We start from the raw sequence: 21,049 nt of genomic DNA, 5'->3' as shown, positions 1-21,049 counted from the left end.
CATGGCACGCTTGCAAGATCAATTCCGCGAAAAAATCGCACCAGCCCTGATTGAAAAATTCGGCTACAAGACACCCATGCAGGTGCCGCGCATCACCAAGATCACGCTCAACATGGGTGTGAGCGAGGCGGTTGCCGACAAGAAAGTCATGGACAATGCTGTGGCTGACATGGCCAAGATTGCAGGCCAAAAGCCTGTGGTCACCAAGGCCAAGAAGGCCATCGCGGGTTTCAAGATCCGCGAAGACCTGCCGATTGGCTGCATGGTCACGCTGCGTGGCGTGCAGATGTATGAATTCCTCGACCGTTTCGTGACCGTGGCATTGCCGCGTGTACGTGACTTCCGTGGTATTTCTGGTCGTGCCTTCGATGGCCGCGGCAACTACAACATCGGCGTCAAAGAGCAGATTATTTTCCCTGAAATCGAGTACGACAAGGTCGATGCCTTGCGCGGACTCAATATCAGCATCACCACAACGGCCAAGACCGATGAAGAGTGCAAAGCCCTCCTCACCGCCTTCCGTTTTCCGTTCAAGAACTGAAGGCGCAAGATGGCAAAACAAGCCCTACTGCAACGTGAACTGAAGCGCGACAAGCTCGTCGCCAAGTTTGCCAAGAAGCACGCTGAACTCAAGGCAATCGCCAATGATTTCAAGCGTACCGACGATGAGCGCCATCTGGCCCGTCAGGAATTGCAAAAGTTGCCGCGCAACGCAAATCCGACGCGTCAACGCAACCGCTGTGCCATCACCGGTCGTCCCCGTGGTACGTTCCGTCAATTCGGCCTGGCTCGCGCCAAGATCCGCGAGTTGGCTTTCGCTGGTGATATCCCTGGTATCACCAAGGCTAGCTGGTAAGCAATAGGAGAACCCCAGATGAGTATGAGTGATCCTATCGCCGACATGCTGACACGCATCCGCAATGCACAAATGGTTGAAAAAGCTGTTGTGCTGGTGCCTTCGTCAAAAGTCAAAGTCGCCATTGCACAAGTTTTGAAGGATGAGGGCTACATTGATGGCTTCTCCGTCAAGGCCAACGAAGGCAAGCCCCAGTTGGAAATCGCCCTGAAGTACTACGCAGGCAAGCCCGTGATTGAGCGCATTGAGCGCGTCAGCCGCCCTGGCCTGCGTGTGTACAAAGGCCATGGCGCCATTCCCCAGGTCATGAACGGCTTGGGCGTGGCAATTGTCACAACGCCTCAGGGTGTCATGACTGATCGCAAAGCACGCGCTACCGGCATCGGTGGTGAAGTGTTGTGCTACGTGGCCTAACGGCGGCATTGAGGAGTAACTGAAATGTCTCGTGTAGCAAAAATGCCGGTTTCCATCCCCCAGGGTGTGGACGTCGCAATCAAAGAAAACCAGATCAATGTCAAGGGTGCCTTGGGCTCCCTTGCGCTGACACAAAACGCCCATGTCGTCGTCAAGAGCGAAGACGGCAAGCTGACTTTTGTGCCGGCCAATGATTCTCGTGAAGCCAATGCCATGAGCGGTACGATCCGCCAGCTGGTGAACAACATGGTCGTGGGAGTTACGACCGGTTTTCAGAAAAAGCTGAACCTGGTCGGCGTGGGTTTCAAGGCCCAGGCGCAAGGTGACAAGCTGAACCTCACCGTGGGCTATTCCCACCCTGTGGTCATGGCAATGCCTGCGGGCATCACGGTCACCACCCCGACGCCAACCGAAGTGGTCATCAAGGGTTCTGATCGCCAACGTGTAGGCCAGATTGCAGCCGAAGTGCGTGCAGTCCGTCCTCCCGAGCCCTACAAAGGCAAGGGCATCCGTTATTCGGATGAAAAAATCACAATCAAAGAAACCAAGAAGAAATAAGGAGCTGCATCATGTTGACCAAAAAAGCGCAGCGCCTTCGCCGTTCACGCCAGACGCGTATCCGCATTGCCAATCAAGGCGTTGCCCGTCTGTCCGTAAACCGTACCAATCTGCATATTTACGCCAGTGTTATTTCTGGCGACGGCACCAAAGTTCTGGCGTCCGCTTCCACGGCTGAAGTGGAAGTGCGCAATGAAATTGGCGGCTCAGGCAAGGGTGGAAATGTTGCTGCTGCGCAAGCCATTGGCAAGCGCATTGCTGAAAAAGCAAAAGCAGCGGGTGTAGAAAAAGTGGCGTTCGATCGCGCCGGTTTTGCGTACCATGGCCGCGTCAAAGCGCTGGCTGATGCGGCTCGCGAAGCTGGTTTGCAGTTCTAAGCAGACTGGAATCAAGTATGGCTAAGTTTCAAGCTAAATCGCAAAACGACGCTCCAGACGATGGTCTGAAGGAAAAAATGATCGCGATCAACCGCGTGACCAAAGTAGTGAAGGGTGGCCGTATTCTCGGTTTTGCCGCACTGACCGTGGTCGGTGACGGTGATGGTCGCGTTGGCATGGGTAAAGGCAAGTCGAAAGAAGTGCCGGCAGCCGTGCAAAAAGCCATGGAAGAAGCGCGCCGCAACATGACGAAGGTGTCATTGAAAAACGGTACCTTGCACCACAATGTATTCGGTCACCACGGTGCCGCCAACGTCATGATGGCGCCGGCTCCCAAGGGTACCGGTATCATTGCTGGCGGTCCGATGCGCGCAGTGTTCGAAGTCATGGGTATTACCGATATCGTGGCCAAAAGCCATGGCTCGAGCAACCCGTACAACATGGTGCGCGCCACCATGGACGCACTGAAAAATTCCACCACGGCCTCCGATATCGCGGCCAAGCGTGGCAAATCAGTCGAAGAAATCTTCGGCTAAGGCGGACAGTTAAATGACCCAAGAAACCAAAGTTAAAGTCAAACTGGTTCGCAGCCCGATTGGCACCCAGGAGTCCCATCGCGCCACCGTGCGCGGACTGGGCCTGCGCGGTGTCAACAGCGTCAGCGAATTACAGGACACGCCCGCAGTGCGCGGCATGATCAACAAGATCAGCTATCTGGTCAAAATTATTTGAGGCTTTGAGAGACAGGACTGGCTGCATAGTGGCCAGGTTCTTTCTCCAACGGCTTAAGGACTCATCATGGAATTGAACACAATCAAGCCCAGCGAAGGCGCTAAACATGCTAAACGGCGTGTTGGTCGCGGTATTGGCTCTGGCTTGGGCAAGACAGCTGGTCGTGGCCACAAGGGACAAAAATCCCGTTCTGGCGGTTACCACAAGGTCGGCTTTGAAGGCGGTCAAATGCCTATGCAGCGTCGCTTGCCAAAGCGCGGTTTCAAATCGCATTTGCTGAAATTCAATGCCGAGGTCACTCTCACGGCGCTGGAGCAGCTCGGCTTGGCGGAAGTTGATTTGTTGACGTTGAAGCAGTCGGGTCTTGTCGGCCAGATCGCCAAGAACGTTAAGGTGATCAACACAGGTTCGCTGTCACTTGCTGTCAAGCTCACCGGTATTTCTGCCTCGGCAAGCGCCAAAACCCTGATCGAAGCCGCTGGCGGCTCAATCGCTTAATACTTGACGGAACCAACCAGTGGCAACCAACTCAGCGCAAATTGCAAAAACCGGCAAGTTCGGCGACTTGCGCAACAGGCTTGTGTTTTTGCTGCTGGCGCTGGTCGTGTACCGTGTCGGTGCGCACATTCCGGTTCCAGGAATTGACCCCGGTCAATTGAAAGAACTATTCAAGGGCCAACAGGGTGGAATATTGAACTTGTTCAATATGTTCTCTGGTGGCGCCCTGTCAAGATTTACCGTGTTTGCCTTAGGCATCATGCCGTACATCTCGGCTTCCATCATCATGCAATTGCTCACCTATGTGGTTCCCACATTCGAGCAGATGAAAAAGGAAGGCGAAGCTGGAAGGCGAAAGATCACGCAATACACACGTTATGGAACGCTCGGGCTTGCTCTGTTCCAGTCGATGGGTATAGCCGTGGCGCTTGAAAGCTCTCCTGGTTTGGTATTGGATCCTGGTTTCGGCTTTCGCATGACAGCGGTGTTTAGCCTGACAGCTGGAACTATGTTCCTGATGTGGTTGGGAGAACAAATCACAGAGCGCGGTTTGGGCAATGGCATTTCGATTCTGATTTTTGCAGGCATTGCTGCTGGCTTGCCCAGTGCGTTGGGTGGTTTGCTTGAATTGGTTCGCACCGGTGCAATGAGCATTTTGATCGCGATTGTTATCGTGGCAGTTGTGGTGGCAGTCACCTACTTTGTGGTGTTTGTCGAGCGGGGGCAGCGCAAGATTCTTGTAAACTACGCGCGCCGGCAGGTTGGCAATAAGGTGTATGGTGGGCAGTCGTCGCATCTGCCGCTGAAGCTGAATATGGCGGGCGTGATCCCTCCAATTTTTGCCTCTTCGATTATTCTGTTACCGGCAACGGTGGTGGGCTGGTTCAGCACTGGCGAAAGCATGCGCTGGTTGAGAGACATAGCCAGTACGTTGACGCCAGGGCAACCAATTTATGTGTTGCTATATGCCAGTGCAATTATCTTTTTCTGCTTTTTTTACACGGCCTTGGTGTTTAACAGCCGAGAAACCGCGGATAACCTGAAAAAGAGTGGTGCCTTTATCCCTGGGATTCGTCCCGGCGACCAGACTGCTCGATACATAGACAAAATCTTGGTCCGACTCACACTGGCCGGTGCGGTTTACATCACATTTGTTTGTTTGCTGCCAGAGTTTTTAATTTTGAAGTACAACGTACCGTTTTATTTCGGTGGAACATCGTTGATGATTATTGTTGTAGTCACCATGGATTTCATGGCCCAGGTTCAGAACTACATGATGTCGCAGCAGTACGAGTCGTTGTTGAAAAAGGCGAATTTCAAGACGTGATGTTTTGAATCGTCCTGACGATTCACCGCGAGCACATGATGTGTTTCGTTCCAAGTAAGCACAGAGTAAAAGTTTAGGAGAAGAAAATGAGAGTTTCAGCTTCGGTCAAGAAAATTTGCCGCAACTGCAAGGTCATCCGTCGCAAGGGCGTTGTCCGTGTGATCTGTACAGATCCACGTCACAAACAGCGCCAAGGCTGATTTTTAAGAGATTTAGAGGACGCACATGGCACGTATCGCTGGTATCAACATTCCGCCGCAGAAGCACGCCGAAATCGGCTTGACTGCAATCTTTGGCATCGGCCGCACCCGCGCTCGCAAAATTTGCGAAGCGTGCGAGATCGACTACGCCAAGAAAATCAAAGACTTGACTGATGGCGACCTGGAAAAAATCCGGGACCACATTGCTCAGTTCACCATCGAAGGTGATTTGCGTCGTGAAACCACGATGAATATCAAACGCCTGATGGACATCGGCTGCTACCGAGGTTTCCGTCATCGTCGTGGGTTGCCCATGCGCGGTCAGCGTACCCGGACAAATGCCCGCACTCGCAAGGGTCCGCGCAAGGCCGCCCAGTCTTTGAAGAAATAATTGAGAGATCGTTATGGCAAAATCACCCAATAACAGCGCATCACAGCGCGTACGCAAGAAAGTTCGCAAGAACGTTGCCGATGGCATCGCTCATGTTCACGCATCTTTCAACAATACCATCATCACGATCACTGATCGCCAAGGCAACGCCTTGTCGTGGGCATCGTCAGGTGGACAGGGCTTCAAAGGTTCGCGTAAATCGACACCTTTCGCTGCTCAGGTAGCTTCTGAAGTCGCTGGCCGGGCTGCTATCGAACAAGGTATCAAGAACCTTGATGTTGAAATCAAGGGGCCTGGCCCCGGTCGTGAATCTTCTGTTCGTGCTCTGGGCGCACTTGGTATTCGAATCAATTCGATTGCCGATGTCACCCCAGTTCCACATAACGGCTGCCGTCCTCAAAAACGCCGTCGTATCTAATTTGTGCTGTTTCGCCCGGTCGCTTGCTCAGCAAACGGCCGGGCGTCAGCATTTTCACCAAGCCCACCGCCATCAGAGTTATTAACTGTGGCTCCTGCAGAAATTGCAGCAGATGACAAAAGGATATTCAAGTGGCACGTTACCTCGGCCCCAAGGCCAAACTTTCCCGCCGTGAAGGCACCGACCTTTTCCTGAAGAGTGCCCGTCGCTCTATCAGCGACAAGGCGAAATTCGATTCCAAGCCTGGTCAGCACGGTCGTACCTCCGGTACCCGTACTTCCGACTACGGCCTGCAATTGCGTGAAAAGCAGAAAGTCAAGCGCATGTACGGCGTGCTGGAAAAGCAGTTCCGCCGCTATTTTGAAGAAGCTGACCGTCGCCGTGGCAACACTGGCGCCAACTTGCTGTCGGTATTGGAATCGCGTCTGGACAATGTGGTTTATCGCATGGGCTTTGGCTCGACACGCGCCGAAGCGCGCCAATTGGTTTCCCATAAAGCCATGACGGTCAATGGTCAATCGGTGAACATTCCGTCCTATATGGTTAAGGCCGGCGACGTCATAGCTGTGCGTGACAAGTCCAAAAAACAGACCCGTATTGCCGAGGCGCTCGAACTGGCTAAGCAAGTTGGTCTGCCAGCCTGGGTTGATGTTAATGCTGACAAGGGTGAAGGCACCTTCAAGAAAGTGCCTGACCGTGACGAATTTGCTGCCGATGTCAACGAATCGTTGATCGTCGAGCTGTATTCACGTTAATTTCCGTTCCTGGCGACACGCTTGCCGTGCTGCCAGGTGTGCTTCGCCAGCCTTATCGGTGTAACGAGCCGAGGGTATTGAGAGGAAGACTGCATGCAGACAAATTTGTTAAAACCCAAAACTATTAATGTTGAGCAACTTGGTGCCAACCGTGCCAAGGTGACACTGGAGCCTTTTGAGCGCGGGTATGGCCACACTCTCGGCAACGCCCTGCGTCGTGTGCTGTTGTCTTCCATGGTAGGCCATGCCGCAACCGAGGTGACCATCGCTGGCGTCCTGCATGAGTACTCTTCAATTGACGGTGTCCAAGAAGACGTCGTCAACATTTTGTTGAATCTCAAGGGTGTGGTGTTCAAGCTTCACAACCGCGATGAAGTGACTTTAAGCCTCCGTAAGGACGGCGAAGGTCCAATCACTGCTGCCGATATCCAGACGCCGCATGACGTGGAAATTGTCAACCCTGACCATGTAATCATGAATCTGTCGCATGGCGGCAAGATTGATATGCAAATCAAGGTCGAGAATGGACGCGGTTATGTTCCTGGAAATGTTCGTCGTTATGGTGATGAGTCGCCTAAGTCGATCGGCCGAATTGTGCTTGATGCTTCCTTTTCTCCGGTGAAGCGAGTCAGCTACACCGTTGAAAGTGCTCGCGTTGAGCAGCGTACCGACTTGGACAAGCTGGTTCTGGAAATCGAAACCAACGGTGCTGTTTCTGCAGAAGATGCGGTGCGTGCATCGGCTAAGATTTTGGTCGAACAGCTGGCGGTATTTGCGCAACTTGAAGGCAACGAACTTGGCGCTATCATCAATGATCCTGCACCTCGAAATTCGCAACAGTTTGACCCGATTCTGCTGCGTCCAGTCGATGAGCTGGAGCTCACGGTGCGTTCGGCCAACTGCCTGAAGGCCGAAAATATCTACTATATTGGCGATCTGATCCAGCGCACCGAAAATGAGCTGTTGAAGACGCCTAATCTGGGCCGGAAATCTTTGAACGAGATTAAGGAAGTGCTGGCCTCTCGCGGCCTGACATTAGGAATGCGTCTGGAAAGCTGGCCACCTGCCGGGCTTGACAAACGTTAATTTATTTAAATCTCATCTATTGATGAGAAAGTGCACGGGCAGTACCTGATACGGCTGCTTCGATATTACATAAAGGAAGCACTATGCGACACGGACATGGACTACGTAAACTAAACCGCACCAGCGAGCACCGCCTCGCCATGTTGCGCAACATGATGAACTCGCTGCTCCAGCACGAAGCCATCAAAACGACATTGCCAAAAGCCAAAGAGCTTCGCCGCGTTGTCGAACCCATGATCACTTTGGCAAAAACTCCAACCTTGGCAAACAAGCGCTTGGCATTCGACCGTCTTCGTGATCGTGATATGGTGGTCAAGCTGTTTGCTGAACTGGGCCCACGTTACCAGACCCGTCCAGGCGGTTACACCCGTATTTTGAAGATGGGTTTTCGCGTCGGTGACAATGCCCCTATGGCTTTGGTTGAACTCGTTGATCGCCCTGATGTTTCGGAAGAAATAAAAGCTGAAGCAGCGGCAAAGTAAGCTATAATAACTACATACCGCGCGGTGGAGCAGCCTGGTAGCTCGTTGGGCTCATAACCCAAAGGTCGTAAGTTCAAATCTTGCCCGCGCAACCAAAATATGGTTCTTTTAACCATTTCAAAAAGCCTACCTTGAGTAGGCTTTTTGTTGTCCAGCTTTTATTCCCTTTACTTTTTGCGTTGTTGCCTTTTGATGGTTTTTCGTGATTCATAGTGCTGCATTAACGGCGTTACTGAAATGCCATGAATGATGATGGACGCGACAACCACCGCCAAGGTGATCGACAGGAGGCGTTCGGCAAGCGCCGGCTGAATGTTATGGTTGATGGCATAGAGCAGGTAATACAGCGAACCAATGCCGCGTATGCCAAACCAGCTCATCAAATTGCGTTGTGAGCCACTGACCTGTGTCCCGATCAATCCGCCGTAAACCGCCAGCGGCCGTACCATCAGGAAAAGTACAGGTACAAACCACAGAACGTCACTTTCAAATTCAACGGATGCCAGCAATACACCAACGGCAAGAACAATGGCGACTTCAACAAAGCTTTCCAGCTGGCTGTTAAAGCGCTGAACGGCATTCATCATATTGGTGGGCGCTTCGGCACCTGCCGCGGCTTGCTCTTCAGGACTCAGTTCAAATCCAGCCTTTTGTGTTTCTGCCTGCAACGCGGAGGTGGCAGAAGCCCCTTCGTCGATGCGACGCAATGCCAGTCCGGCCGCAAATACCGCCAGAAAACCGTAGGTGTGGCAAAGCAGTGCGGCGCCGTAAGTGAGTGCAATCAGGCCGAGCGCAATAAATTCATCAGACCGCAAGGCTTCACGATGGCGCATGCGCAAGTAAATAATGGCACGGCCAACCAGTGTTCCAAGCAGATAGCCCAATCCCAGTCCACCCGATATCGCCCAAACCACATCCACCGTCCACCAGCGCCAGGCGGCTTCGCCCAGCTCGTGTACCCCCAGGAGGCCCAGGCCCAGCATGACAAAAGGAAAGGCCGTGCCGTCGTTCAGCCCGCCTTCTCCGGTCAGGCCAAAGCGCAAACGGTCGCGGTCACCACGATTGGACACTTGTACATCCGAAGCCAGTACCGGATCAGTGGGCGCAAGGATGGCGCCCAGCAGTATCGCGGCACCTGGCGAAAGGCCAAGACCATATACGCCGATTGCTGCCACCACCACCACGGTCACGATCATGGACACCGTGGCGAGTTGCAATGGAATTCTCCAGCGCCGGTCACGCAAGGGCAGTTCGAGCTTCATGCCTGCGGTGAACAGCGAGATAAGCACGGCGATTTCTGTTAATCGCTCCAGCATCACCGTATTTTCCAGTGCATCAAGCCGAAGCAAATCCAGCCCCATGGGGCCGACCGCCACACCGACGCCCAGGTAAAGCATGGCTGCATTCAAAGGCAAGCGGGACAGGAAGGAGCTGCCCATGGTCATGACAACCAGCAGCAGGCCAATGATGAGGGCACCCAGCGCAAAGGGGTCCAATTCAAGCATGGTGCGACCACGGTGAGCCAGTTGGCCACCTTGAAGAGAGAGTAATCATCTCTCAAGCTTAAGGTACTCAGCGCTTGCCTACGCTGCAGTGGCTTGCCGGGCTTTAGCGAGTTTTGAGATCCGAGCCCAAGCGAATTTTTATGAAAAAAAGGTCAATTACGCAATACGGTAAATACTTATTTGCTATAAAAAATATAGCTTACAAGGAATTTTCAGGCGCGTTTTTACCAATCAACCAGGCTCAAGCCCACGCTCAGAACATTGCGCCGTTTGTTGTAGTCCAGGAGGCTGTCCCCGTAACCGCTGAACAGTTGTACGTGGTATCGCAGGCCGGTGTAATTCGGCGATGAAGTCGGGGCCATCAACCAGTCCACACGGGTGGACCCGCGCGCTTTACTGCGCAGCGAGTGGCGCAGCGTGACGCCCACGGTGTTTGCCTTGTTGATCTGCCAGCTGCCCGTGAGTTCGGCACGGCCAACGAAATCTTCTATTCCTGGGTTGTTGTCATCGACCGCCGCTTCGTTTATGCGCTTCCAGATGCGGCCTTGCAGACGCAGGCTAGAGTCAGGCCCCAGCTCTTTTTCTGCAGCGCCCATCAAGTAAGTGCGGTTCCAGCTGCGTGACAGCGGATCGGACTGGCCGTTGGACTGGTGCACCAGCCCCAGACCCGAGAGCCGGTAATTCCAGCCGCCGGGCAGCGCAATCTGGTGCGGGTAAACATAAACCAGCTCGGGTTCATGGTCGGTGGTGCGGAACGGCCGCGAAATATTGCCGCTGAACAGCTGCCAATAACTTTGCTGGGTGTAGCCAAACCAGAGCGAATCCTGGTCGTCTCCATCGGCTTCGCCGCTTTTTAGCAAGCCTTTGGCTACTTTGGTGCGCACCGACAGCTGAATCTTGGTTTCGGCATGCTTGTAGTCAGGTGGCGTTCCTGCGCCTATCAGCGGTGGTGAACTGACGCCGCCAGACATGACAACGGCGACCGAAATTGGCCGGTAGCCACGAATCGCAAAGGTGTCGCAATCGGTGCCGCGTTGCAGTTCCCAGAACCTGGACAGCTCGGAATACTGGGTGTTGCGGCAGCCGATAGGCTTGCCGTCTGGCGCTTCGGTATTGAGCGACGGCAGCAGCAGGATTTCAGTTGCCGGCTTGCCGGTGGCCAGGTTGGCCGGTACGGTGGTGAGGGCTGCCGGCGGCGTGTTGGGCGGCAACTGCGAATCAGCCCATTGCTGGTAACAGCTCAGCTGTGCATCGGTGTCGTTCTTGATGGCCTGGCAGACCTGCCAACCGAGGCTGGTGGGTCGGTTGGCCGGCATGTTGACAACCCGTGGTTCCGTCTGCGCTTGCGCCATGCTGCCTGCCAGCAGCCCGGAGGCAAGAAAAATTCGGCTTAAAGAAGAAAGTTGAAGGGACATGGGATGGTTCAGTGAACAGGCTTTAAATCAAACCTGGGGGTGGGGCCAAATTCAGGGTGAGGGCAGTAGTCGGGTCAGCGTGAAAGGAACGTCGGCGCCATCGGGTGCGGCGCTGGCGCTGGTGTCTTTCCAGTGGCCCTGGTAAACCTGGCCGCAGGAACCCGGCTGCATTTCACCGTTCCAGGTGCCGGTGATACTGATCTTGTCAGAGGATTCGTCCAGCAGCAGCATGCCTTCGTCCAAGTCGCCGGCCAGTGCGGCTTCGGAGGTATGCCCTGCAATGGCGGGTGTGCCGGCCGCCTGTCCCAAGTCACGACTGACCGTGCCGGCCAGGCTTTCCGAGAATTCGGCGTGACGTTGGAGCAGCATGGTGGCCCGATCGGGAAGTCCGGCGGGTGGATGGTCGAAACGAACGGCCCAGCGCCCATACAGCTGCTCAGCCTTCATGTTAAGCGCTGCTGAGCATGCCGTTTCAGGCTTGTTATTGGCATTTGCGCATGCTGCTATTGCATTAATTGCTATTAAAAAAATAGCAATTCGAAAAATTCTGGAGTGCATGGGTCGGTGATTGCCTGGTCGGTTTCGTGATGACGGTCAGTTGAAAAAAACGTCGTTTGGTGGCGGCTGCTGTAAATCACGGGCGGGCCATGTTAGCTGAAACCGTATTTTGGAGTTGACACCCTGGCTGAACGCATGCACTCGTGACGCTCGCCAACCCACTGATGCTGGATGGCCCGTCAATTTCAATAATCGCCTGCATTCCGGTGCGCCCGCCTGCCAAGCCTGCTTACCGGGCATCGTAGGCCGCCTTGGAAGCGGCTGCCGCCGCCACACCATCGGCCGCTTTCCTGGCGAATTCGGCGCGCAGGGCCTTGAGTTTTTCGCGCGGGTCTTCCTTGATGGTGGCCTTGTCCAGCGCCATTTCGGCAATGAAGCGGCTCGGCACGCCCGCAATCGTGTCACGGTTTTTCTTGCGTCGGCGCAGCCAGTTCACCGCCAGCGTGCGCTGGGCGCGGGTGATGCCAACGTACATCAGGCGGCGTTCTTCCTGCAGACGCAAGGCGATGCTGTCGGTGTTGATGCCGTCGTCGTCATCGAGCTTGAAGGGCAGCAAGCCTTCGTTGACGCCGGCCAGCACCACATGCGGCCATTCCAGCCCCTTGGAGGCATGCAGCGTGGACAGCGTGACGACGTTCTGGTCGCCCTCGCGTTCGCTGATGGTCGACAGCAGCGCAATCGTCTGCACCACCTCAAGCATGGTCTTGGTGGGTTTTTCGACCGTGGCGCCGGAGGCGTCGTCAATCTGCCCGCCGCAGCGCTGCGCCATCCAGTCGCAAAAATCCATCACATTGCTCCAGCGCGCAGCCGCCACTTTTTCGCTGTCCTCGCCGTCGTAGAGATGCTTTTCGTAATCGATTTCCTTCAACCAGTCGGCCAGGAAAACCCGTGCGTCCTCGGCGCCCACAGTGCGTTTGGCGCGGTATTCGAGGTCGTTCAGGTAACGGCCGAACTCCTGCAGCGAGCCGACCGCCTTGGCTGGCAACACCGAGTCCAGCGAATGGCTGAACAGCGACTCGAACAGGCTGAGCTTGTAGGTGTCGCCAAAGGTGGCCAGCGCGCCCAGCGTGGTGTGGCCGATGCCGCGCTTGGGCGTCTTGATGGCGCGGATGAAGGCCGCGTTATTGTCGTTGTTGACCATCAACACCATCCAGCTGCACAGGTCCTTGATTTCCGCGCGGTCAAAAAAGCTTTGTCCGCCCGACACCTTGTACGGAATGCTCGCCTTGCGAAAGGCCTTTTCAAATGGCTTGGCCATGTGGTTGGCCCGGTACAGCACGCAAAAGTCTTTCCATTCGCGGTACTGCTGGCCTTCGGTTTGCAGGCTGCCTTCGGCGCGCAGGCTCTGGATTCGCGCCACCACGCGCTCGGCTTCGTGTTCTTCGCTGTCGCAATCAACCACCCGCACCGGCTCGCCTTCGCCGAGTTCGCTGAACAGCGTCTTGGGAAACAGCTTGGGGTTCGGGCCGATGACGTTGTTGGCGGCGCGCAATATCGCGCTGGTCGAGCGGTAGTTCTGCTCCAGCTTGACGACTTTCAGCGTCGGGAAATCCTGCGGCAGTTTTTTCAGGTTGTCCAGCGTCGCGCCGCGCCAGCCGTAGATCGACTGGTCGTCGTCACCCACCGCCGTGAAGCGGCCGCGCGCGCCGACCAGCAGTTTGAGCACCTCGTATTGCGTGGCGTTGGTGTCCTGGTATTCATCGACCAGCACATGGCCAAGCGCCGCCTGCCACTTGCTGCGCACTTCTTCGTGCTGCTGCAGCAGTTTCAGCGGCAGGCCGATCAGGTCGTCGAAATCGACACTCTGGTAGGCAGCCAGCCTTTCTTCGTAGTTGGCCATGACGCGCGCCACCAGCCGTTCCTCGTCGCTGCTGGCCTGCGCTTCGGCCTGCGCGGCGTTCAGTCCGGCGCTTTTCCAGGCGCTGATGGTCCACTGCCACTGGCGCGCCGTGGCCACATCGGTGCTGCCTCCGGCGTCTTTCAAAATGCTGGTCACGTCATCGCTGTCAAGGATGGAAAACTGCGGCTTCAGGCCCAGCGCCGCGCCGTCTTGCCGCAGCATGCGCACGCCCAGCGCGTGAAAGGTGCAGATCAGCACGCCCTTGGCCGGCTTGCCGATCAGGCTCTTGGCGCGCTCGCGCATTTCAGCGGCGGCCTTGTTGGTGAAGGTGATGGCGGCAATCTGCTCGGGCCGCATGCCGGTCTGGATCAACCGGCCGATCTTGTGCGTGATGACGCGCGTCTTGCCCGAACCGGCACCGGCCAGCACCAGGCAGGGGCCGTGCATATAGTTGACGGCTTCCTGCTGGGCAAGGTTCAGGCCGTGGGCGATGGCGGGGGTGGGCGGGAGTAAGGACATGCGGGCAGATACCGAAGAGGGGCGCAAAAAGCGCGCTGAATTCAAGGTGCCAAAGGCAGCGGCCATCATAGCCACTCGCGGCGAATGACCCTCGCAGGCGTGCTGATCGCCGTGCTTGATGGGCTCTGGCACAGGTGCGGAGCGTCGGCCTGATGGCGGTCAGTGCAGGCCGGCGGCGTACAGACTGGACGGTTTCAACTTCAGCGCGGCGCGGTGCTTTTCAATCGCCGCGTGCGCCCAGCCACAGCAGGCGCGGCGAGCAGGGTGGGCGGCGACACGTACAGCGCAGGCGCAGTCACTGCCGCACCACCCGCGCCGCCACCGGGCCTTTGCGCTTGGTGGCCCGGACGGCCGCAAAGTCGGCCATGACTTGCCGATTCACCTGATCGACGCTCACCCGCGCCGCCGGCAAGGCCGGTGCGCTTGGCGTCTTACTGTTCTCTTTTAAACTCAATACAGTTATGGGTGCAGATTCTGCGGGGGGCAGCGTCGAAAGTTTCGGGGGTAGCCCATCGAAATCTGCGGAGGGCGGTGCAAATCCTGCGCAGGTTGGGGCTACGGCGATGGCATCAAGCGCAGCGTGGTTTGCAGGCGCACAAGGAAAAATCTGCCACGCCGGGGCCGCGCAGGGCAGGTGGCCGCAGCCCGTCCACGCAATCGCATAGCGCATAGCGCGGCCCGTTCGACGCAGCCGGGCAACGATAATGCCCGCGCGCTCCAGCGCCCTGATGTGTTTTTGCACCATGCGTACGCCCATGCCGCACAGCCGCGTCACGCGGGCCAACGTTCTGTATCGGTCCAGGCTTGCCAGGCTGTCTTTGGAAGGTGCCTCCGGCGGCCTGGCAGGGGTCTGATTGAAAAATCCCACAACCACAAACCCTCAAACAGTTTCAGTTTCAATGCTCGGGGAAATTACAGAACGAATGTTGCACTACCTGAATCTGCCTCGCAACCCGTGCGCCCTGACGCGCTCGGCACACACACCGCGAGGCGAGGCTCGCCGCATCATTTCCATGAGCTACGCCAATGAAGGCGAAATTGCCAGACACGCCCAAATCCTGGGTGGACTCCGACGATGCCCCCAAACTGGACGAGGCGTTTTTTTGCCACGCCACACCTTTGATTGACGACAAGCCGGCGTCTCGCGCGCAGTACGCCAAAGCGGTGCGCCATGGACGTCCCGTGGGCAGCATCGGGTTCAGGCCCTTCTGAACGGCCTGAACAATTGATTTCTTAAGCCTTTCAGGCCTCTGGCGCACGCTGCACCTGCGCAAGCAGCTATAAATTCAGTAGCAATTCATCCGGCAGTCAAAAAACCGCACGCTCAGGCGTTCGCAGCCCGCTGGCGGGGAATGGCGTAGGTGCCGACGACATGGGCCACGGGGTCGTCGCTGCCTTCGGAGTACAGGCTGACTTCGCCGACCGCCAGCAATTTGCCCACGCGCATGAGTTTGCACACGCCGATGATGGCGCGGTCGGCTGACGGTTTGCGCAGAAAGTTGATGCTCAGGCTGCTGGTGACGGCCAGCGGAACGATGCCGATTTCGCCCAGGATGGCGACATACAGCGCCACATCGGCGACCGCCATCAGCACCGGCCCGGCCACGGTGCCGCCGGGACGCAGTTCATGAATGCCAATCGGGTGCCGGATGGTGGCGGATTGGTTGCCTACCGCCTCCACGGAGCATTTGGTCTGGGGGAATTCTTGCGCCAGGAATTGAGCGATTTCTGAGTGGGTGACCATGGTTTCCTTGGATTTCTGGGGGTTTTTGTTTTTCGGCAAAGAGTGAAGCGTAGCGCCGCGCCGGTATGCCGTGACCGGAAAACCCCGGGCGGGCACAACATGGCAGCGCAAGGCAAGTTGAAAATGCTACGAAAAATATAGCTGTCGGCGTATGCAGGATGTGCGCAAAAGGCACTTTTGGCCTGAAAACAGCAACTACTCAGCTTGCCAGTGAACCATGACACCGAGTCCGTATGACCCCGTCGCGCCATGGGGAACGGTGGGGACGGAGGGCCAGCGGGCGGGCGTGCTGCCAAAAATCGCCATCTGGGAGCCCTCACCGTTTCCATCTCCCAGAGGGAGAGGGCGCAAGAAGGTCACGTTCGATACGCTCAGCAGTTACTGAAAACCGGCGGCTTGTTCGGCTTGCCAGCGCATCTGGCCTGCAACAATACGCCCGTGCTCAATATTCTTGCCGTCACCTTTCCCTTCTTTGCGCTGGTGTTGTGCGGCTATGTCGCCACGCGGCGGGCGCTGCTGCCGCAAGCCGCCATTCCGGGGCTCAACACCTTCGTGCTGTATTTCGCGCTGCCGTGCATGCTGTACCGCTTTGGCGCCAGCACGCCGATTGCGCAGTTGCTCGATTTCAGCCTGGGCGCGGTTTATTTGTTGTGCGCGCTGCTAATGGTGGGGCTGACCATCGCCCTGACGCGCAAAGGACCGATCGGCTGGAACGATGCTTCATTCGGCGCGCTGGTCGCCGCTTTTCCCAACACCGGCTTCATGGGCGTGCCGCTGCTGGTGGCGCTGCTCGGCGCGCAGGCGGCCGGTCCGGCGATTATTACCATCGCCATCGACATGCTGGTCACCTCGTCACTGTGCATTGCGCTGTCGCGGCTGGATGGCGCGGACGAGCATGGTGCGGCACGGGCCGCCAGGCTGGCGCTGCGGGGCGTGGTGGTCAACCCCCTGCCGTGGTCAATTGCGCTGGGCGCGCTGGCATCATCCGCCGGTTTTGCACTGCCCAAACCGATCATGGGAACCGTCAGCCTGCTGGCCGATGCGGCTTCGCCGGTCGCGTTGTTCACCATTGGCGCGGTTCTGGCGCGCTCCCAAATGAATAGCACGTTACGCATGCCCGCCGTGCGCTATGTGCCTGTAGCGCTTATAAAGCTGGTGGTTCACCCCTTGCTGGTCGGCGGCGTGGGCTTGGGCGCCATGGCGTTGGGTATGCCGCTGGAGCGCTCTAGCCTGACCGTGCTGGTGCTGGTGGCGGCCCTGCCCAGCGCCAGCAACGTGGCCATGCTGGCCGAACGCTTTGGCGCTGACAACGGGCGCATTGCGCGCATCATTTTGCTGTCAACGGTGCTGGCGTTTTTTACCTTTTCAGCGGCCGTGGCCCTGCTGGTGTGAGCCGGCTTACTGCAGCATTTCAAGCAGGGCACGCGCCACGACCTTGGTGGCGCGGCGCAGGTCTTCGAGCACCAGATGCTCGTCTGAACGCTTGGCGTTGCTTTCAAACACGGTGCGCGGACCGGCGCCATAGATGGCTGATGGCACACCGGCCGCGCCGAACAAGCGCACATCGGTGTACAGCGGCGTGCCGCATGTCGGAACCGGCTCGCCCATCACCTGCTCGCCGTGCTTTTGCAGCGCTTGCACCAGTTCGGCATTGCGTGTGTCAGGCTTCCATGCCTCGGCCATCAGCAGGCGCTTGATGTCGACCGTGATGCCGGGCAGGGTGGCGGCGGCCTCGGCAATCACGCGGCGCACGGTGGCTTCGACTTCAGCCGGGCTCTCCTCGGGAATCATGCGGCGGTCCAGCTTGATGACGACCTTGCCGGGCACCACGTTGGTGTTCGTGCCGCCTTCGATGCGGCCGACATTAAGGTAAGGGTGCTCGATGCCCTCGAAGCCTGAGGTGACCGACTGGTACAGCTGGTTTTGCCGGTACAGCGCGTTGAGGATGGCCGTGGCGCCCTGCAGCGCGTCAATGCCGGTGTGCGGAATGGCGGCATGCGCCATCTTGCCGTGCACCGTGACCTCCATTTGCAGGCAGCCGTTGTGGGCCGTGATGACTTCGTAGGCAAAGCCGGCGGCAATCAGGAAGTCGGGTTGCGTCAGCTTGTTGCGCAGCAACCAGCCCGGGCCGAGTTCGCCGCCAAATTCCTCGTCGTAGGTGAACAGCAGCTCGACGCCGCCCTTGAGCGGCAGGCCCAGCGCCTCGAGGGCGCGAACCGCAAAGGTGTAGGTGGCAAAGTCGCTTTTGCTGACCGCCGCGGCGCGGCCGTAGAGCTTGCCATCGACGATTTCAGCGCCATACGGGTCGTGCGTCCAGCCGTCGCCAGGCGGCACCACGTCGCCATGCGCGTTCAGCGCGATGGTTCGGCCTTCGCCATATTGGCGCCGAACGACCAGGTTGGTGATCGACTCCATGCCGTAGTCCCTGACCTCCTGGGCCGGGACCGGATGCTTTTCAACTACAAAGCCGAAACTCTGGAGCAGCTCGGCGGTGCGCTCGGCGTGCGGTGCATTGTTGCCGGGCGGCGTGTCGGTGGGCACGCGCACCAGTTGCTGCAGGAACTGCACTTCTTCGTCAAAGTGCGCGTCGATCCAGGCGTCAAGCGCGGTGTCGTGGTGGGTGTGGTTCATGGTCATTCGGTGGCAAGTTGTTCAAGCAGGTTCTGGAAGGCGCGCACGCACAGTTCGGTGTCGTCGTTGGTGATGGATTCCAGCGGGTTGTGGCTGATGCCGGCGTTCAGGCCGCGCACAAACAGCATCGCCTGCGGCATGATTTCGTGCAACTTCATGGCGTCGTGGCCGGCGCCGCTGGGCATGCGGAACACCGGCAGGCCCAGCGTCTCGACGGCGCGTTCCCAGCGCTCCTGCCATTCGGGCGCGCTGGGGGCCGCAGCGGCGCGCATGGTCTCTTCCAGCGTGTAGTGCACGCCGCGCCGCTCGCAGATGTCTTTGAGCGCGTGGCAAATGTCGGCGGCGCAGGCGTCGCGCACCTCATTGGTGGTTGCGCGGATGTCCAGGCTGAATTTGCAGCGGCCCGGCACGACGTTGATCGAGCCGCTGGGCACTTCCAGCATGCCGACGGTCGCCACCAGGTGCGGCACGCTGGCGCCGCGCTTTTCGACATACAGCGCCAGTTCGGCAGCGGCGGTGGCCGCATCCCGGCGCCGGTCCATGGGTGTGGTGCCGGCATGGCTGGCCATGCCGATGATTTCGCCCACATAGCGCACACTGCCGTTGATCGAGGTCACGATGCCCAGCGGCAAATCGATTTCATTCAGAACCGGGCCTTGCTCGATGTGCACCTCGACAAAGCCGAGGTAATGGGCCGGGTCGCGCTGCAGCTTGGCAATGTCGTCAATGCACAGGCCGGCATGCGCCATCGCTTCGCGCATGGTGATGCCGTCGGCGTCCTTTTGTTCCAGCCAGGCCATGTTGAAGTGGCCGGTCAGTGCGCCCGAGCCAAGAAATGTCGCTTTGTAGCGCTGGCCTTCCTCTTCTGCAAAACCGACGACTTCGAAACCGAACGGCAGGCGGCGCCCTTGGCGGTGCAGCTCGCGCACGCAGGCCATGGGTGCCAGGATGCCCAGGCGGCCGTCGTACTTGCCGCCATTGCGCACCGTGTCGTAGTGCGAGCCGGTCAGCAGCCGTTTGGACTTGGGGTCGCTGCCGTGGTAAATGCCCACCACGTTGCCGACCGCGTCAATCGACACGTCGTCAAAGCCGCAGTCTTCGCGCATCCAGTGGGCCAGGCGCTGGGCACAGGCCCGGTGCGCATCGGTCAGGTAGGTCACCGTCAGCTCGCCGCGCTCGGCATAGCCGGGGTCGCTGTGGATGCTCAGGCGCTCGTGCCAGTCCCAGACGCTATTGCCAATCTCCGGCGAATGGCCAAATTTGTCGTTCAAGCGGATTTCGGCAATGCGGTGGATGTTGCGCAGGCACTCTGCCAGTTCAAAGTCGGGGTGGTTTTCCAGCCGGCGGGCAAAGGTCGCGATGATCTCGGCTTTGGGCAGGCCCAGGCCGCGTGGACCGCGCACCGCCAGGGTGAACGGGAAGCCGAATCGGGCGTTGTAGTCGGTATTGAGCTGCTGGATTTGCGCGAATTCTTCGGGCGTGCAGTCGGTCAGGCCGGCCTTGCCCTGCTCGTTGGTTGACTCGGCTGTCAGCGTTTGGCTGACCATGGCCTTGCCGGCCAGTTCGGGGTGTGCGCGAACCAGTGCAAGCTGGGGCGCGCGTCCGGCGTGGCGCACCACCTGGACCAGCGCCAGCTTGAGCTGGTCCAGGTTGAGGAAAGGACGCTCGGCCCAGGCTTGCTCTGCGATCCAGGGGGAGTGTTCGTAAGTGCCTTCGAGCAGCTGGACGAATTCGGCTTGCGAGGCGGCGTTGAGTTGATTCAAGGTGATCATTGGGCGGGCCAGACGAAGGCCGTGTCAGGGTTAAAGGGATGCGCCGCTTTCCAGTGGCGCGCGATGTCGATGCGCCGCGCCACCCAGACGCGGTCGTGCTGCCCGATGTGGTCGAGAAAGCGTTGCAATGCCCGCATCCGGCCCGGGCGGCCCAGGATGCGGCAGTGCATGCCAATGCTCAGCATGGCGGGCCGCTCGTCGCCTTCGGCATAGAGCACGTCAAAGCTGTCGCGCAGGTAGGTGAAGAAATCATCGCCCTGCGAAAACCCCTGCGGCAGCGCAAAGCGCATGTCGTTGGTGTCCAGCGTGTAGGGCACCACCAGCTGCGGCGCCAGCGTGCCGTCGGTTTTTTCCACCTGCAGCCAGAACGGCAGGTCGTCGCCGTAGTAGTCGCTGTCGTATTCAAAGCCGCCGAAGTCGGCCACCAGGCGGCGTGTGCGCGGGCTGTCGCGGCCGGTGTACCAGCCCCGTGGCCGCGTGCCGGTCAGGCGCTCGATGGCGGCCATGCCTTGCGCCATGTGTTCGCGCTCGACGCTTTCGTCAATGCCTTGGTAGTTGATCCAGCGCCAGCCGTGGCAGGCGATTTCATGGCCGAGTTCGCAAAAAGCCGCTGTCACCTCGGGGCAGCGCTCCAGCGCCATGCCAATGCCAAACACGGTCAGCGGCAAGCCGCGCTTTTCAAACTCGCGCAGCAAGCGCCACACGCCGGCGCGCGCGCCGTATTCGTAGATGCCTTCTATGCTCAAGTGGCGCTCGGGGTAGGCCGGCGGGCTGGCCATTTCGGACAGGAACTGCTCGCTGCCGGCGTCGCCGTGCAGCACCGAGTTTTCGCCGCCTTCCTCGAAGTTCAGCACGAACTGCAGCGCAATGCGGGCACGGCCGGGCCAGTTGGCATGCGGCGGGTTGCGGCCGTAGCCTTTCAGATCACGCGGGTAGCCGCGAAGGAGGGGGGTGTCAACATTCATGCGAGA

At 58.2% G+C, this 21,049-nt stretch carries 26 protein-coding genes and 1 tRNA gene; 18 read left to right on the top strand and 9 right to left on the bottom strand.

All coding sequences use genetic code 11. The features are described 5' to 3' along the window. The first annotated feature begins 1 nt into the window (after position 1). From rplE to H4V98_RS00480, 16 genes are all read left to right on the top strand, one after another. Positions 2-541, top strand: a complete 540-nt coding sequence (gene rplE / locus H4V98_RS00555) for a 50S ribosomal protein L5 (RefSeq protein ID WP_196863359.1) — start codon at positions 2-4, stop codon at positions 539-541. Positions 542-550: 9 nt separating this feature from the next. After that, positions 551-856: a 30S ribosomal protein S14 gene (gene rpsN / locus H4V98_RS00550; RefSeq protein ID WP_036806703.1), complete on the top strand. Its 306-nt coding sequence runs from the start codon at positions 551-553 to the stop codon at positions 854-856. An 18-nt stretch (positions 857-874) separates the two neighbouring features. Further along, complete coding sequence (gene rpsH / locus H4V98_RS00545; protein WP_196863358.1) at positions 875-1,270, top strand: 30S ribosomal protein S8; 396 nt, start codon at positions 875-877, stop codon at positions 1,268-1,270. A 24-nt stretch (positions 1,271-1,294) separates the two neighbouring features. Further along, positions 1,295-1,828 (top strand): 50S ribosomal protein L6, encoded by a 534-nt coding sequence (gene rplF / locus H4V98_RS00540; RefSeq protein WP_196863357.1) that lies wholly within the window; start codon positions 1,295-1,297, stop codon positions 1,826-1,828. An 11-nt stretch (positions 1,829-1,839) separates the two neighbouring features. Beyond that, complete coding sequence (gene rplR, locus H4V98_RS00535; RefSeq protein ID WP_196863356.1) at positions 1,840-2,205, top strand: 50S ribosomal protein L18; 366 nt, start codon at positions 1,840-1,842, stop codon at positions 2,203-2,205. Positions 2,206-2,222: 17 nt separating this feature from the next. Next, positions 2,223-2,741, top strand: coding sequence for a 30S ribosomal protein S5 (gene rpsE / locus H4V98_RS00530; RefSeq protein WP_011799766.1), 519 nt, complete (start codon positions 2,223-2,225; stop codon positions 2,739-2,741). Between the two features lie 13 nt (positions 2,742-2,754). Further along, on the top strand, positions 2,755-2,937 hold the full coding sequence (gene rpmD, locus H4V98_RS00525) for a 50S ribosomal protein L30 (RefSeq protein ID WP_029526393.1): 183 nt from the start codon (positions 2,755-2,757) through the stop codon (positions 2,935-2,937). 66 nt (positions 2,938-3,003) lie between these two features. Then, a complete protein-coding gene (gene rplO / locus H4V98_RS00520; protein WP_029526392.1) occupies positions 3,004-3,435 on the top strand; it encodes a 50S ribosomal protein L15 in 432 nt (143 codons plus the stop codon). Positions 3,436-3,454: 19 nt separating this feature from the next. Continuing rightward, positions 3,455-4,762 carry a preprotein translocase subunit SecY gene (secY, locus tag H4V98_RS00515; protein WP_196863355.1) on the top strand — a complete coding sequence of 436 codons (1,308 nt, stop codon included), beginning with the start codon at positions 3,455-3,457 and terminating at the stop codon, positions 4,760-4,762. An 86-nt stretch (positions 4,763-4,848) separates the two neighbouring features. Next, entirely contained in the window at positions 4,849-4,962 is a 114-nt protein-coding gene (gene rpmJ, locus H4V98_RS00510; RefSeq protein WP_028820150.1) for a 50S ribosomal protein L36, read from the top strand. Positions 4,963-4,987: 25 nt separating this feature from the next. After that, positions 4,988-5,353, top strand: a complete 366-nt coding sequence (gene rpsM, locus H4V98_RS00505; protein WP_029526390.1) for a 30S ribosomal protein S13 — start codon at positions 4,988-4,990, stop codon at positions 5,351-5,353. A gap of 13 nt (positions 5,354-5,366) precedes the next feature. Continuing rightward, a complete protein-coding gene (gene rpsK, locus H4V98_RS00500; RefSeq protein ID WP_036806693.1) occupies positions 5,367-5,771 on the top strand; it encodes a 30S ribosomal protein S11 in 405 nt (134 codons plus the stop codon). A 131-nt stretch (positions 5,772-5,902) separates the two neighbouring features. Continuing rightward, positions 5,903-6,526: a 30S ribosomal protein S4 gene (gene rpsD / locus H4V98_RS00495; RefSeq protein WP_036806691.1), complete on the top strand. Its 624-nt coding sequence runs from the start codon at positions 5,903-5,905 to the stop codon at positions 6,524-6,526. A 93-nt stretch (positions 6,527-6,619) separates the two neighbouring features. Beyond that, positions 6,620-7,612 carry a DNA-directed RNA polymerase subunit alpha gene (rpoA, locus tag H4V98_RS00490; protein WP_196863354.1) on the top strand — a complete coding sequence of 331 codons (993 nt, stop codon included), beginning with the start codon at positions 6,620-6,622 and terminating at the stop codon, positions 7,610-7,612. A gap of 83 nt (positions 7,613-7,695) precedes the next feature. Continuing rightward, complete coding sequence (rplQ, locus tag H4V98_RS00485; RefSeq protein ID WP_196863353.1) at positions 7,696-8,094, top strand: 50S ribosomal protein L17; 399 nt, start codon at positions 7,696-7,698, stop codon at positions 8,092-8,094. Positions 8,095-8,112: 18 nt separating this feature from the next. Further along, positions 8,113-8,189: transfer RNA gene (locus tag H4V98_RS00480), tRNA-Met, on the top strand. A gap of 72 nt (positions 8,190-8,261) precedes the next feature. Here the strand turns inward: H4V98_RS00480 and H4V98_RS00475 are convergent. The 5 genes from H4V98_RS00475 to H4V98_RS00455 form a co-directional block, all read right to left on the bottom strand. Next, positions 8,262-9,599 (bottom strand): cation:proton antiporter, encoded by a 1,338-nt coding sequence (locus H4V98_RS00475; RefSeq protein WP_196863352.1) that lies wholly within the window; start codon positions 9,597-9,599, stop codon positions 8,262-8,264. A gap of 224 nt (positions 9,600-9,823) precedes the next feature. Next, positions 9,824-11,014, bottom strand: coding sequence for a phospholipase A (locus tag H4V98_RS00470; protein WP_196863351.1), 1,191 nt, complete (start codon positions 11,012-11,014; stop codon positions 9,824-9,826). A gap of 51 nt (positions 11,015-11,065) precedes the next feature. Beyond that, positions 11,066-11,461 carry a hypothetical protein gene (locus H4V98_RS00465; RefSeq protein ID WP_196863350.1) on the bottom strand — a complete coding sequence of 132 codons (396 nt, stop codon included), beginning with the start codon at positions 11,459-11,461 and terminating at the stop codon, positions 11,066-11,068. Positions 11,462-11,801: 340 nt separating this feature from the next. Beyond that, positions 11,802-13,931 carry a UvrD-helicase domain-containing protein gene (locus H4V98_RS00460; protein ID WP_231374718.1) on the bottom strand — a complete coding sequence of 710 codons (2,130 nt, stop codon included), beginning with the start codon at positions 13,929-13,931 and terminating at the stop codon, positions 11,802-11,804. A gap of 295 nt (positions 13,932-14,226) precedes the next feature. Then, complete coding sequence (locus H4V98_RS00455) at positions 14,227-14,715, bottom strand: hypothetical protein (RefSeq protein WP_231374719.1); 489 nt, start codon at positions 14,713-14,715, stop codon at positions 14,227-14,229. Between the two features lie 242 nt (positions 14,716-14,957). Here H4V98_RS00455 and H4V98_RS00450 point away from each other — a divergent pair, with 242 nt between their 5' ends. Next, positions 14,958-15,143: a hypothetical protein gene (locus H4V98_RS00450; protein ID WP_196863348.1), complete on the top strand. Its 186-nt coding sequence runs from the start codon at positions 14,958-14,960 to the stop codon at positions 15,141-15,143. A 112-nt stretch (positions 15,144-15,255) separates the two neighbouring features. Here H4V98_RS00450 and H4V98_RS00445 read toward each other — a convergent pair whose 3' ends face one another. Then, positions 15,256-15,675, bottom strand: a complete 420-nt coding sequence (locus tag H4V98_RS00445; RefSeq protein WP_196863347.1) for a PaaI family thioesterase — start codon at positions 15,673-15,675, stop codon at positions 15,256-15,258. 438 nt (positions 15,676-16,113) lie between these two features. On the opposite strand from H4V98_RS00445, the gene H4V98_RS00440 reads away from it, so the two are divergent. Next, positions 16,114-17,067 (top strand): AEC family transporter, encoded by a 954-nt coding sequence (locus H4V98_RS00440; protein ID WP_196863346.1) that lies wholly within the window; start codon positions 16,114-16,116, stop codon positions 17,065-17,067. A gap of 6 nt (positions 17,068-17,073) precedes the next feature. Here H4V98_RS00440 and H4V98_RS00435 read toward each other — a convergent pair whose 3' ends face one another. The 3 genes from H4V98_RS00435 to puuE are packed head-to-tail and all read right to left on the bottom strand — an operon-like array spanning position 17,074 to position 21,043. Further along, positions 17,074-18,306: an ArgE/DapE family deacylase gene (locus H4V98_RS00435; protein WP_196863345.1), complete on the bottom strand. Its 1,233-nt coding sequence runs from the start codon at positions 18,304-18,306 to the stop codon at positions 17,074-17,076. 2 nt (positions 18,307-18,308) lie between these two features. Further along, positions 18,309-20,078, bottom strand: a complete 1,770-nt coding sequence (gene uraD / locus H4V98_RS00430) for a 2-oxo-4-hydroxy-4-carboxy-5-ureidoimidazoline decarboxylase (RefSeq protein WP_196863344.1) — start codon at positions 20,076-20,078, stop codon at positions 18,309-18,311. Further along, on the bottom strand, positions 20,075-21,043 hold the full coding sequence (gene puuE, locus H4V98_RS00425; protein WP_196863343.1) for an allantoinase PuuE: 969 nt from the start codon (positions 21,041-21,043) through the stop codon (positions 20,075-20,077). The genes uraD and puuE overlap by 4 nt, the downstream gene beginning before the upstream one ends. Positions 21,044-21,049 lie beyond the last annotated feature (6 nt).

Origin of the sequence: Polaromonas sp. CG_23.6 (assembly GCF_029892315.1) — a bacterium.
Taxonomy (GTDB): Bacteria; Pseudomonadota; Gammaproteobacteria; order Burkholderiales; family Burkholderiaceae_C; genus Polaromonas.
The sequence above is the reverse complement of the archived record's forward strand: the minus strand, read 5'-3'. Positions and strand labels throughout refer to the sequence as shown.